At 69.8% G+C, this 13,181-nt stretch carries 10 protein-coding genes; 3 read left to right on the forward strand and 7 right to left on the reverse strand.

All coding sequences use genetic code 11. From position 1 onward, the window contains the following. Window positions 1–16: 16 nt before the first annotated feature. Window positions 17–499, forward strand: coding sequence for a MarR family winged helix-turn-helix transcriptional regulator (locus DA075_RS15365; protein WP_099953971.1), 483 nt, complete (start codon window positions 17–19; stop codon window positions 497–499). Window positions 500–759: 260 nt separating this feature from the next. On the opposite strand, the gene DA075_RS15370 is transcribed toward DA075_RS15365, so the two are convergent. Further along, on the reverse strand, window positions 760–1,296 hold the full coding sequence (locus tag DA075_RS15370) for a hypothetical protein (RefSeq protein ID WP_099953972.1): 537 nt from the start codon (window positions 1,294–1,296) through the stop codon (window positions 760–762). Window positions 1,297–1,482: 186 nt separating this feature from the next. Between DA075_RS15370 and DA075_RS15375 the strand changes: the two genes are divergently transcribed. Together DA075_RS15375 and DA075_RS15380 are read left to right on the forward strand one after the other, a co-directional pair. Further along, window positions 1,483–2,865, forward strand: a complete 1,383-nt coding sequence (locus tag DA075_RS15375; protein ID WP_099953973.1) for an aminotransferase — start codon at window positions 1,483–1,485, stop codon at window positions 2,863–2,865. A gap of 328 nt (window positions 2,866–3,193) precedes the next feature. Further along, complete coding sequence (locus DA075_RS15380; RefSeq protein WP_099953974.1) at window positions 3,194–4,654, forward strand: methyl-accepting chemotaxis protein; 1,461 nt, start codon at window positions 3,194–3,196, stop codon at window positions 4,652–4,654. 83 nt (window positions 4,655–4,737) lie between these two features. Here DA075_RS15380 and DA075_RS15385 read toward each other — a convergent pair whose 3' ends face one another. From DA075_RS15385 to alaS, 6 genes are all read right to left on the reverse strand, one after another. Further along, the gene (locus DA075_RS15385) at window positions 4,738–6,270 is read right to left on the reverse strand and encodes an acyl-CoA carboxylase subunit beta (protein ID WP_099956612.1); all 1,533 of its coding nucleotides are present in this window, start codon (window positions 6,268–6,270) and stop codon (window positions 4,738–4,740) included. 242 nt (window positions 6,271–6,512) lie between these two features. Continuing rightward, entirely contained in the window at window positions 6,513–7,403 is an 891-nt protein-coding gene (rfbA, locus tag DA075_RS15390) for a glucose-1-phosphate thymidylyltransferase RfbA (protein ID WP_099953975.1), read from the reverse strand. Between the two features lie 13 nt (window positions 7,404–7,416). After that, window positions 7,417–8,316: a dTDP-4-dehydrorhamnose reductase gene (gene rfbD, locus DA075_RS15395; RefSeq protein WP_099953976.1), complete on the reverse strand. Its 900-nt coding sequence runs from the start codon at window positions 8,314–8,316 to the stop codon at window positions 7,417–7,419. Between the two features lie 4 nt (window positions 8,317–8,320). Further along, the gene (gene rfbB, locus DA075_RS15400) at window positions 8,321–9,373 is read right to left on the reverse strand and encodes a dTDP-glucose 4,6-dehydratase (RefSeq protein ID WP_099953977.1); all 1,053 of its coding nucleotides are present in this window, start codon (window positions 9,371–9,373) and stop codon (window positions 8,321–8,323) included. Between the two features lie 43 nt (window positions 9,374–9,416). Continuing rightward, window positions 9,417–9,971 (reverse strand): dTDP-4-dehydrorhamnose 3,5-epimerase, encoded by a 555-nt coding sequence (gene rfbC / locus DA075_RS15405; RefSeq protein ID WP_099953978.1) that lies wholly within the window; start codon window positions 9,969–9,971, stop codon window positions 9,417–9,419. Window positions 9,972–10,441: 470 nt separating this feature from the next. Next, on the reverse strand, window positions 10,442–13,123 hold the full coding sequence (gene alaS / locus DA075_RS15410; RefSeq protein WP_099953979.1) for an alanine--tRNA ligase: 2,682 nt from the start codon (window positions 13,121–13,123) through the stop codon (window positions 10,442–10,444). Between the last annotated feature and the right edge of the window lie 58 nt (window positions 13,124–13,181).

The following is a 13,181-nucleotide window of genomic DNA, read 5'->3' on the forward strand; positions in this document are numbered from 1 at the left end:
GATGTAAACTATCTGGATGACGGCATCCTCGCGCCCCCACCCAGCGGCTGGGGCAGACGCCCCGGCCGAGGCCGACCCGCTGCGGGTCTGGTTCCGCTTCCTCCGCCTGCACCGGCGCGTCTCGGCCGCGGTGGCGGCGGAGCTGAAGGCCGTCGGGCTGTCGATCCCGCAATTCGACGTGCTCTCGACCCTGTCCGAGCGCGAGGGCCTGACGCAGCAGGACCTCGCCGAGCGGCTCTACGTCACCAAGGGCAACGTCTCGGGGCTGATCGACCGGCTTGTCGAGGCCGGCCTGGTCGAGCGCCGCCCGATCCCGGGCGACCGGCGCTCCCACGCCCTGCACCTGACCGAGGCCGGGCTGGCGCTCGCCCGCACCGGCATCGCGGCCCAGCGGGGCTATGTCGGCCGCACCCTCGGCCGGCTGCCCCCGGGCGACGTGGCCGAGCTGGAGCGGGTGGTGCTGGCCTGGCGCGACGCCGCCCGGGCCGACGGCGGCTGAACGCCGTGGGGGCATTGCGATCGCGCCTCCTGTTTGCATGACCCCATCGTCCGGTGCGGAGACGCATCGCTTCGGCCGCCCGCGAGAGGCGGCGTGTCGAGAAGGGGCGCAGGAAGAGGGACCGCGGACGGGTGCAGGGATCACGGCGCCGCCTTGCGACCCGCCGGCCGCAGCCGGGGAGGTCACACGGAGCCCGTTCGGGCCCCTCTCCGGCCGCGATCACCGCGGTCCGGGTTGCCGTCGCGAGCCGTCCCGGCGCCTCACACCACCGTCCGTTTCTCCACGTCGATGACGATGCCGTTCGGCGTCCGCCGCTCGCGGGCGACGAGCCGGTCGCCGGGCGAGAACATGCCGAGCGGCTCGTCCCGGTCCGGCAGCACCACGGTGGCGTTGCGGTTGACGAAGACCAGCACGTGCCGGCGCTGCGGCAGCGAGGCGACCGCCCAGCGCTTGAGCTGGCCGTAATACGGCTCCCGCCGCCAGACCGAAGGCTGGCTCGGATCGACCTGGACGTGCAGGAAGCGCGTCGTCGGGTCGAGACTCAGCACCATCTTGGCCTTGTCGGGCTTCCATTCCGGGCCGAGCCAGCCCTCCGTCATCCAGAGGCAGTGGAAGGCGCGGCAATGGCCGGGCCGCGTCTCGTGGATGCCGCAGCCGCGGCCGGGTTTGGCGTGGCGGCACCACTCCCCGGCCACGCTCTCCACCGCCGGCACGTCGTAGACCTTGCAGCATAGTGTACAGGCGCCGCAGGCCCGGCCGGGCGCGGGCGTCGAGACGAATTCGGCGGGGTCGAGCATGCGCGTCGGTCTGACCAGGAATGTGCGGGGCTGCCGCGAGGACGGCCCGGGTTGTGCGTCGGCATCGCGCCGCTAGTGTGACGGCGCAAGCGAATTCTGCTCCGCCGGCCGGGGCTCCCTCCGAGTCCCTTCCCAGAGACAGTACTGGGCTCATTCCGAGCCCTCCTTGAGAAAGCGATCGCGACGATGCTCTCGAACCTCGCCACCCGCGACGTCGAAACCCTGATCCACCCCTACACCAACCTGGCGGCCTTCCGGCAGACCGGGCCGCTGGTGCTCGAGCGCGGCCACGGCGTCTGGGTCTACGACACCGACGGACGGCCCTATCTCGAGGGCATGGCGGGCCTGTGGTGCACGGCGCTCGGCTATTCCAACGAGGAGCTGGTCGAGGCGGCCCGCGAGCAGATGGCGCGCCTGCCCTTCACCCACCTCTTCTCCGGCCGCAGCCACGACCCGGCGATCGAGCTCGCCGAGACCCTGAAGGAGCTGGCGCCGATCCCGGTCTCGAAGGTGTTCTTCACCTCCTCGGGCTCGGAGGCCAACGACACCCAGGTCAAGCTGACCTGGTACCTCAACAACGCGCTGGGCCGGCCGCAGAAGAAGAAGATCATCGGCCGGCACAAGGGCTATCACGGCGTCACGGTGGCGTCGGCCTCGCTCACCGGGCTGACCGCCAACCACGCCGACTGGGACCTGCCGCTGCCGGGCTTCCTGCACGCCGCCTGCCCGCACCATTATCGCGGCGCCGAGGCCGGCGAGAGCGAGGAGGCCTATTCGGCGCGCCTCGCCGCCGAGCTGGAGGAGATGATCCTGCGGGAAGGCCCGGAGACCGTGGCGGCCTTCATCGCCGAGCCGGTGATGGGCGCGGGCGGCGCCATCGTGCCGCCCAAGGGCTATTTCGCGGCGATCGAGCCGGTGCTCGCCCGCTATGACGTGCGCCTGATCGCCGACGAGGTGATCTGCGGCTTCGGCCGGCTCGGCACCTGGTTCGGCTCCGAGGCCATGGGCATGAAGCCCCACAGCCTGTCCTTCGCCAAGGCGCTCACCTCGGCCTACATGCCGCTCGGCGGCGTCACGGTCGACGAGCCGCTCTACCAGGCGATGCAGGATCAGAGCCGCAAGATCGGCACCTTCGGGCACGGCACCACCTATTCGGGCCACCCGGTGGCGAGCGCGGTGGCCCTGAAGACGATCGAGATCTACCGGCGCGACCGCATCATCGAGGGCGCGGCCGAGAAGGCGCCGCACTTCCAGCGCCGCCTGTCGGCCCTGGAGGAGCATCCGCTCGTCGGCGAGGCGAAGGGGCTCGGCCTGATCGGCGGCCTCGAGATCGTCGCCGACAAGGCGACGAAGCGCCAGTACGACCCCAAGGCGGGCGTCGCCGCCCGCTGCGTCGCCTTCGCGCAGGAAGAGGGCCTGATCGTCCGCTTCCTGACCGGCGACCGCGTCGCGGTCTGCCCGCCGCTGGTGATCCGCCCGGACGAGATCGACACCCTGTTCGACCGCCTCGGCACCGCGCTGGACCGCACCCAGGCCTGGATCCGCGAGCAGGGCCTGACCGCGGTCTGACCGCCCACGGCCGGGCCGGGGCCCGATCCCCGGCCCGTCCGGCCGCCGGACGGGCCGCGAGACTCCGCGCGCGGCGTTACGGTTAATTGCCGGCCGGCCGTCGTGGCCGGGTCGCTGCGCCGACATCCCTGCCCCTGTGCCCTGGCCCGGTCGGCAGGAGCTTTTTCTTGGAATGCCCGAGCGTTGCCGCGGTCGCAGCCGCGTCGCGCGGCAAACTCCCTACCGTCAGGCCCCTGAATTAGGAATTTAAGCAAGTCGCTATTTTAAATCAAATTTAAGTCTTCTCACCCACGGTTTGAACGATTATCGATCTCGGGGGCGGCGCGGCATGTTTCGGAAACAGCGTGAGAATGTGTCGGATGCAACATTGGCCGCCTTCGACAAGTCCCTTGCCATCATCGAATTCGATCTCGACGGCACCGTGATCAAGGCCAATGCCAACTTCCTGAATCTTCTCAACTATCGTCTCGATGAGATCGTCGGCCAGCATCACCGGATGTTCGTCGATCCGGAGGCCGCCGCGGCGCCGGACTATGCGGAGTTCTGGACCAAGCTGCGCGCGGGGCAGTTCTTCGCCGACGAGTTCCTGCGCTTCGGCAAGAACCGCAAGCGCATCTGGCTCGAGGCGACCTACAACCCGATCCTCGACGCCGCGGGCAAGCCCATCAAGGTGGTGAAGCTTGCGGCGGACATCACCAAGAAGAAGAACGAGATCAGCCGTCTCCTGACGATGATCGAGGGGATGCCGGTGGCGGTGATGACCGCCGATCCGCACAACGAGTTCCGCATCGACTACATGAACGGCGCGTCGCGCCGCACCCTCGGCCCGCTGGCGCAGTACCTGCCGGTCTCGACGGACCTGATGGTCGGGACCTCGATCGACGTCTTCCACAAGAACCCCGCGCATCAGCGCCGGATGCTGGCCGATGCGAGCCGGCTGCCGCACCGGACCAAGATCAGGCTCGGTCCGGAGACGCTCGACCTCCAGGTCTCGGCGATCATGGGGCCGGACGGCACCTATCTCGGGCCGATGCTGACCTGGGCGGTGGTGACCGCGCAGGTGAACATGGCCTCCGACGTGTCGCAGGTGGTCAACGCCATGGGCGCGGCCGTGGAGGAGATGCAGCGCTCCGCCGCCGGCCTCGGCCATTCGGCCGATGAGGCCCGCGATCGCGCCGCCACGGTGGCAGCGGGGTCCGAGGAGATGACGGCCTCGATCCAGGAGATCGCCGGCCAGGTCGGGCGCGTCTCCGAGCGCGCCCAGCAGATCGCCGCCCAGGCCGAGGCGACCGACGCCACGGTGCGCACCCTCTCGAACAAGGCCCGCGAGGTCGATTCGGTCGTCGGCATGATCTCGACCATCGCCGACCAGACCAACCTGCTGGCGCTGAACGCCACGATCGAGGCGGCGCGGGCGGGCGCGGCGGGCCGCGGCTTCGCGGTCGTCGCGGCGGAAGTCAAGGAACTCGCCGGCCAGACCGCCAAGGCCACCGGCGAGATCACCCAGCGCATCGGCGACATCCAGGGCGCGACCAGCGAGGCGGTGGCGGCGATCGCCACCATCAACAATGCGGTGGCGGAGCTGTCGCGGCTGACGCTCGCCATCGCCAGCGCCGTCGAGCAGCAGGCGGCCTCGACGCAGGAAGTCTCGACCAACATCGTGGCGGTCTCGAACGCCGCGAGCGCCACCGGCCGGATCGCCGAGACCGTCCGGATGGTGTCGGAGAGCCTCGCCGGCCATTCTGGCGGCCTCACGGGCAGCGTCGAGAAGTTCCTGAAGGCCGGCTGAGGCCGGGACGAGACCCGCAACGGCGAGACCTCAGTCAGGGCGGCGAAGCCGGGCTTCGCCGCCCTGTCGTTGTCCCCGCCGTGTCAGAGCGGGATGTTGTCGTGCTTCTTCCAGGGCTGCTCGCTCTCCTTGGTGCGCAGCATGGCGAGCGCCCGGGCGATGCGCCGCCGCGTCGAGTGCGGCATGATCACCTCGTCGATGTAGCCGCGCTCGGCCGCCACGAAGGGCGACATGAATCGCTCCTCGTACTCGGCCGTGCGCGCCGCGATCTTGTCCGGATCGCCGAGATCCTGGCGGAAGATGATCTCGACCGCGCCCTTGGCACCCATCACGGCGATCTGGGCGGTGGGCCAGGCGTAGTTCACGTCGCCGCCGACATGCTTCGAGGCCATCACGTCGTAGGCGCCGCCGAAGGCCTTGCGGGTGATGACCGTGACGAGCGGCACCGTCGCCTGGCTGTAGGCGAAGAGCAGCTTGGCGCCGTGCTTGATCAGCCCGCCATATTCCTGCGCGGTGCCGGGCAGGAAGCCCGGCACGTCGACGAAAGTGACGATCGGGATCGAGAACGCGTCGCAGAAGCGCACGAAGCGGGCGGCCTTGCGCGAGGCGTCCGAGTCGAGCACGCCGGCCAGCACCATCGGCTGGTTGGCGACGAAGCCGACCGTGCGGCCCTCGATGCGCCCGAAGCCCGTGATGATGTTGCGGGCATACGCCGCCTGGATCTCGAAGAAGTCGCCCTCGTCGACGACCCGCCGGATCAGCTCGCCCATGTCGTAGGGCTTGTTCGGGTTGTCGGGGATCAGGGTGTCGAGGCTGCGGTCGAGGCGGGCGGCATCGTCGAAGCTCTCGATCTCCGGCACGCCGGCCTGGTTGTTGGCCGGCAGGAAATCCATCAGGCGCCGGATCTGCAGCAGCGCCTCGACGTCGTTCTCGTAGGAGCCGTCGGCGATCGAGGATTTCGAGGTGTGGACCTTGGCGCCGCCCAGTTCCTCGGCCGTGACCACCTCGTTGGTCACGGTCTTGACCACGTCGGGCCCGGTCACGAACATGTAGCTCGTGTCGCGCACCATGAAGATGAAGTCGGTCATCGCCGGCGAGTAGACGTCGCCGCCTGCGCAGGGGCCCATGATGACCGAGATCTGCGGGATCACCCCCGAGGCGGTGACGTTGCGCTTGAAGACCTCGCCGTAGCCGCCGAGCGCGGCGACGCCCTCCTGGATGCGGGCGCCGCCGGCATCGAACAGGCCGATGATCGGGGCGCGCATCTTGAGCGCCATGTCCTGGACCTTGATGATCTTCTGGGCGTGCGCCTCGGAGAGCGAGCCGCCGAAGACCGTGAAGTCCTTGGAGAACACGAAGACGGCGCGGCCGTTGATGGTGCCCCAGCCGGTGATGACGCCATCGCCCGGGATCTTCTGCTTCTCCATCCCGAAATCGATCGAGCGGTGCTGGACGAACATGTCGAACTCCTCGAACGACCCGGAGTCGAGGAGGAGCTCGATGCGCTCGCGCGCCGTGAGCTTGCCGCGCTTGTGCTGCGCCGCCACCCGGCTCTCGCCGCCGCCGACCCGGGCCTGCGCGCGCCGCTGGTCGAGCCGTTCGAGGATGTCCTTCATGCTGTCGCCCATTCCTGAAGAAGAGTCGCGCGCCCGCCGGGAGGCTCCTGGTCCGGAACTAGTCCCGGGCCAGACTTGGCCGTGAAGCGGCCTTAGCACGCGCCGGGGCGCGGCGAAAACTCGGTCTTTTCGGGCGGGGCGGAGCGGACATGCGAAGGGCCGCGCCGCCCTCCCGGGGGTGGCGCGGCCCTCGATCCAAGGACCGGCGGACCCGGACAGGGCCCGGTCGGAGCAGGCCGCGATCAGAGCAGACCTTGACCCGGCTCCTCCTCGCGGGCGAGGCGCAGCAGGCTCTGGCCGTAATTGGTCTTGGCGAAGAGCTGGCCGCGGGCCACCACCTGCTCGCGGGTGATGAAGCCCTGAAGGTAGGCGATCTCCTCCAGGCAGGCGACCTGCATGCCCTGGCGGTGCTGGATGACGCGGACGAACTCGCCGGCCTCGAGCAGGTTGTCGTGGGTCCCCGTATCGAGCCAGGCATAGCCGCGGGACATGCACTCGACGTGGAGCTGGCCGCGATCGAGATAGGCCTGGTTGACGTCGGTGATCTCAAGCTCGCCGCGGGGCGAGGGCTTCACCGCCGCCGCGATGTCCAGTACCTGGTTGTCGTAGAAGTAGAGGCCGGTCACCGCCCAGGGCGATTCCGGGTTCTTCGGCTTCTCGACGAGCTTGGTGGCGCGGCCCTGCTTGTCGAGGGTGACGACGCCGTAGGCCTCGGGCTGGTCGACGTGGTAGGCGAAGACCGTGGCGCCGGTCTCGCGCGCGCGGGCCTTGGCCAGGAGCTGGCGCATGCCGGCCCCGAAGAACAGGTTGTCGCCGAGCACCAGCGCGACCGAGTCGTCGCCGACGAATTCGCGGCCGATGATGAAGGCCTGGGCCAGGCCCTCGGGCTTCGGCTGCAGCGCGTAGGAAATTTTGACGCCGAACTGCTCGCCGGTGCCGAACAGGCGCTTGTAGTTGTCGATGTGCTCCGGCGACGAGATCAGCAGGATGTCGCGGATGCCGGCCAGCATCAGCACCGAGACCGGATAATAGATCATCGGCTTGTCGTAGACCGGCAGCAGCTGCTTGTTGATCGCCAGCGTCGCCGGGTGCAGCCGCGTGCCGGATCCGCCGGCGAGCACGATGCCCTTCATGATCTGATACTCCTCAGGCTTGGTTCGCAGCGGGACCGATCAGCTGGTCCAGGATGTCGTCGAGGGCTTCCTGCCACGGGCGGGGCGTGAGGCCGAAGGCGGCGGTCAGCGTCTCGGTCGAGAGCTCGGAATTGGCGGGACGGGTGACCGGGGTCTTGAAGGCCGTGCTCGGGATCGGCTCGACCGGCACCGCGCGGGCGCCGCGGGCGGCCGCGCCCGCCATGATGGCCCGCGCAAAGTCGTACCAGGTCGTCGCCCCGGCATTGACGCAGTGATAGGTGCCGGCGGGTGCGTCCCTGTCCGCGGCGAGGCGCAGCGCGATGGCGACGAGCGCCGCCGCGAGGTCGCCCGCGGAGGTCGGGCAGCCGCGCTGGTCGTCGACCACCGTCAGCCTGTCGCGTTCACCCGCGAGCCGCAGCATCGTCTTGACGAAGTTCGCCCGGTGCGGGCTCACCACCCAGGCCGTGCGCACCACGGCGTGGCGCGGATTGCCGGTGCGCACCGCCATCTCGCCGGCCGCCTTGCTGGCGCCGTAGACGCTCACCGGGTGCACCGGGGCGTCGGTGGCGTAGGCGCCCTTGCCCGAGCCGTCGAAGACGTAGTCGGTCGAGACGTGGACGAGCGGGATACCGGCCTTCGCGGTCTCCGCCGCCAGGTAGGCGGCGCTGAGCGCGTTGAGCCGCCAGGCGGCGGCCACGTCGCTCTCGGCCTTGTCGACCGCCGTATAGGCGGCGGTGTTGATCACCGCCGCGAAGGGCCGTTCGGCGATCGCGCGGGCGACCGCGGCCTCGTCGGTGATGTCGAGGGCGTCCCGGGTGGGAGCGTGGATGACCACGCCCTCGCCCCAGGATCGCCGCTGCAATTCGGTGCCGACCTGGCCGCCGCCGCCGAGGACGAGGATCTCCCGCGTCATCGTCTCACTCCGCCGTCAGGCCGAGGCGCTCGCCGGAATAGCGGCCCTCGCGGATCGGGCGCCACCACGACTCGTTGTCGAGGTACCAGCGCACGGTGTCCTCCAGCGCCTGCTCGAAGGTGCGGGACGGCGTGTAGCCCACTTCGGCCTCCGCCTTGCCCGGGTCGATGGCGTAGCGCCGGTCGTGGCCCGGGCGGTCGGTGACGAACTGGATCAGGCGCTCGTGCGGGCCGGCCTCCGGGCGCAGCCGGTCGAAGATCGCGCAGAGCGTCTTCACCACGTCGAGGTTGTTGCGCACCGAGCGGCCGCCGAGCAGGTAGGTCTCGCCGATCCGGCCCTTCTCCAGCACCGCGACGAGGCCGCGGGCGTGGTCCTCGACGTGGATCCAGTCGCGCTCGTTCTGGCCGTCGCCGTAGACCGGCAGGTTCTTGCCCTCCAGCGCGTTGAGGATCATCAGCGGGATCAGCTTCTCGGGGAAGTGCCGGGGCCCGTAATTGTTCGAGCAGTTGGTCACCAGCACCGGCAGGCCGTAGGTCTCGTGCCAGGCGCGGGCCAGGTGGTCGGAGGCCGCCTTCGAGGCCGAGTAGGGCGAGCGCGGGTCGTAGCGGCTCTCCTCGGTGAAGAAGCCGCCGGGCGGCAGCGAGCCGTAGACCTCGTCGGTCGAGACGTGGAGGAAGCGGAAGGCGTCGCGCTCCGCACCCTCGAGGGTGTTGTAGTAGGCGCGGGCCGCCTCCAGCATCACCTGGGTGCCGACCACGTTGGTGCGGATGAAGGCGCCCGGCCCGGTGATCGAGCGGTCGACATGGCTCTCGGCGGCGAGATGCATCACCGCTTGCGGGCGGAACTCGGCGAAGAGGCCGGAGACCGTCTCGTGGTCGCAGATGTCGGCTTCGGCGAAGCGGTGCCGGTTGTTGCCCTTGAGCGGCATCAGCGAGATCGGGTTCGCCGCGTAGGTCAGGGCGTCGAGGGTGAGGACCTCGTGGCCGAGGTCTTGGACGAGGTGCAGGACCAGGGCCGAGCCGATGAAGCCGCAGCCGCCCGTGACGAGAATGCGCATGGGGTGGGTGATCTCCGAAGAAAGGGCGTTGCCCGTGACGGCGTCAGAACAGCGGCGGGAGGTCCGCGAAGCGGGGCGCGACCTTGTCCTTGGCCGAGAGCTGGGCCTCGGCCTCGCTCACCGGCCAGTCGATGCCAAGATCGGGGTCGTTCCAGAGCAGGTTGCCGTCATGCTCCGGGCTGTAGACGCCGCCGGCGACCTTGTAGGCCACCATCGTGTCCGGCTCGAGGGTGCAGAAGCCGTGGCCGAACCCGATCGGGACGTAGAGCTGATGGCCGTTCGCGGCGTCGAGGCGGGCGGCGACGTGCCGGCCGTAGGTGGGCTGGTCCCGGCGCAGGTCCACCGCGACGTCGAGGATCGCGCCGGAGAGAACCCGGATCAGCTTGGCCTGGGCGAAGGGGTGGCGCTGGAAGTGCAGGCCGCGGACGGTGCCCTGCTGCGCCGAGAAGGACTGGTTGTCCTGGATGAAGTGGTCCTCGATGCCGTGGGCGGCCAGGATGTCGGCGCGGTAGGTCTCCGAGAACCAGCCGCGCGCGTCGCCGTGCCGCTTCGGGATCACGAGCTTCACCGCCGGGATCGCCTGATCGATGACCTGCATTCCTGCCCACCTTCCGAGATTGCGCGGCCTGACTAATCCCGCAGCTCATGCCCGGCAATCATGGCGCAAGCGCGTCGGCCCGCCTTGCTAGGATCGTAGTCCCGCAGCCTCTACTTCGCCGATACGAGGGGTGCAAGATCGGTGGATGATCGGGCACAACCGGTCGAGATCAACACCAAGCAGTAACACGGCCTCCGGCCGACGCGATGAAGGCAGTATCCGCCCGCGGTTTGACGTGACCAGGGAATTGACGGTGCAATATTTCAGGTGACGCGGGCGAACAGCTCGCCGAGCACGCGAACGTGGTCGAAGACGAGCCGTCGCGCCCGGCCAAAGAGCCGTCATCTGCGCCGCGCACAAGCCTAGCCTGTGGCTCTAAAGCATCATGTGTGACGCTTCGATATCAGCCACCGACCGGCCGCGCGCGGCCTCACGTTTCCCCGGCTCGAGTTTCCTCGATCCGAGTCCCCTCAGGCCGCCGCGAGGGCGGCCGTGATCGCCTCCAGGGCGACCTCGGCCGCCGCGCCGTCGGGACCGCCGGCCTGGGCCATGTCGCGGCGCCCGCCGCCGCCCTTGCCGCCGAGCCGCTCCGATCCCGCCCGCACCAGGGCGACGGCATCGAACTGGCCGGTCAGATCCTCGGTCACGCCGACGACGAGGCCGGCCTTGCCGTCCGGCGCCACGCCGACGATCGCCACGATCCCGGAGCCGAGCCGCTTCTTGCCCTCGTCGGCCAGGCTCTTGAGGTCGCGCATCTCGACCCCTTGCACGACCCGTGCCATCAGCTTGACGCCCGCGACCTCGCGCACGCCGTCGTCGGCCGACCCGCTGCCGCCCCCGCCCATGGCGAGCTTGCGGCGCGCATCGGAGAGTTCGCGCTCCATTCGGCGACGCTCGTCGAGGAGGGCGGCCAGGCGCTCGGGCGCCTCGGCGACCGGCACCTTGAGCAGGCCCGCGAGCGCGGCGAGCTGACGGCTCTCGCCGGCGAGGTGGCGGCGGGCGGTGTCGCCCGTCATCGCCTCGATCCGGCGCACGCCGGCGCCGACCGCGCTCTCGGCGAGGATCGTCACCACGCCGATATCGCCGGTGCGCGCGACGTGGGTGCCGCCGCAGAGCTCGACCGAGAAGGTCTTGGCCCGGCCATCGGCGGCGCTGTCGCGGCCCATCGAGACCACCCGCACCTCCTCGCCGTACTTCTCGCCGAACAGGGCGCGGGCGCCCGACGCGATGGCATCGTCGACCGCCATCAGCTTCGTCACCACCGGCTCGTTCTGGAGCAGCACCCGGTTGGCGATCTCCTCGACCTGGGCCAGCTCGTCGGCCTCGATCGGCTTCGGGTGGCTGATGTCGAAGCGCAGGCGCTCGGGCGCGACCAGCGAGCCCTTCTGGGCGACGTGGTCGCCGAGCACCTGGCGCAGGGCCTCGTGCAGCAGGTGGGTGGCGGAGTGGTTGGCGCGGATCGCCGAGCGGCGCGCATGATCGACCTTCAGCTCGACCGGCTGGCCGAGGCTCAAAGATCCCTCCTCCACCGCGACGTGATGGACGAAGAGGTCGCCGAGCTTCTTCTCGGTCGCGGTCACACGGGCCTTGAGGCCAGAGCCATTGGAGGATTGGCCCGTCACCGTGCCGGTATCGCCGACCTGGCCGCCGGACTCGCCGTAGAACGGCGTCTGGGTGACGACGAGCAGGCCTTCCTCGCCGGCCTTGATCGCCTCGACCTCGGCGCCGCCCCGCACGATCGCGGTGACGACGGCCTCGGCCTCCTCGGTGTCGTAGCCGAGGAACTCGGTGGCGCCGGTGCGCTCGCGCAAGGCGTACCACAGGGTCTCGGTAGCGGCCTCGCCCGAGCCGACCCAAGCGGCGCGGGCGGCCGCGCGCTGGCGCTCCATCGCGGCCGAGAAGCCCTCCGTGTCGACGGCGATGCCGCGGGACTTCAGCGCGTCCTGGGTCAGGTCGAGGGGGAAGCCGTAGGTGTCGTAGAGCGTGAAGGCGGTCTCGCCCGACAGGCTCTGGCCTTCAGAGAGGTCGCGGGTCTCGGCGTCGAGGATCGACAGGCCGCGCTCCAGCGTGCGGCGGAAGCGGGTCTCCTCCAGGCGCAGGGTCTCGGCGATCAGGCTCTCGGCCCGCGCCAGCTCGGGATAGGCCTGGCCCATCTCCCGCACGAGCGTCGGCACCAGCCGGTACATCATCGGGTCGCGGGCGCCGAGCAGCTGGGCGTGGCGCATGGCCCGGCGCATGATCCGGCGCAGCACGTAGCCGCGGCCCTCGTTGCTCGGCAGCACCCCGTCGGCGACGAGGAAGGACGACGCGCGCAGGTGGTCGGCGATCACCCGGTAGGACGCCGTCTGCTTGCCCTCCGGCGCCCGCCCGACCTGATGCGCCACGGCATCGATCAGGCTGCGGAACAGGTCGGTGTCGTAGTTGCTCTTCACGCCCTGGAGGATCGCCGCCATGCGCTCGAGGCCCATGCCGGTATCGATCGAGGGCCGCGGCAGGCCGACCCGGTTGCCCGGCTCGATCTGCTCGTATTGCATGAACACGAGGTTCCAGAATTCGAGGAAGCGGTCGCCGTCCTCCTCCGGGCTGCCGGGCGGCCCGCCCCACAGCTCCGGACCCTGGTCGATGAAGATCTCCGAGCACGGGCCGCAGGGGCCGGTATCGCCCATCTGCCAGAAATTGTCGGAGGTGTTGATGCGGATGATGCGGTCGTCGGAGAAGCCGGCGATCTTGCGCCACAGGGTGGCGGCGTCCTCGTCGTCGGCATAGACCGTGACCAGCAGCTTCTCGGGCGAGAGCCCGAACTCCTTCGTGACGAGGTTCCAGGCCAGCTCGATGGCGAGCGGCTTGAAGTAGTCGCCGAACGAGAAGTTGCCCAGCATCTCGAAGAAGGTGTGGTGGCGCGCGGTGTACCCGACATTGTCGAGATCGTTGTGCTTGCCGCCGGCGCGGACGCATTTCTGGGCCGTGACGGCGCGCTGGTAAGGCCGCTTCTCGACGCCGGTGAAGACGTTCTTGAACTGCACCATGCCGGCGTTGGTGAACATCAACGTCGGGTCGTTGCGCGGCACCAGCGGCGAGGACGGCACCGCTTCGTGGCCGTGCTTGGCGAAGTAGTCCAGGAAGGTGGACCGGATCTCGTTGACGCCACTCATGGGAAGAATCGTCTCTGCGGAAGGCGGGCCGGGCGGGCGGGCTGGAAACAGGGCGCAC

Origin of the sequence: Methylobacterium currus (genome assembly GCF_003058325.1) — a bacterium.
Lineage (GTDB): Bacteria > Pseudomonadota > Alphaproteobacteria > Rhizobiales > Beijerinckiaceae > Methylobacterium > Methylobacterium currus.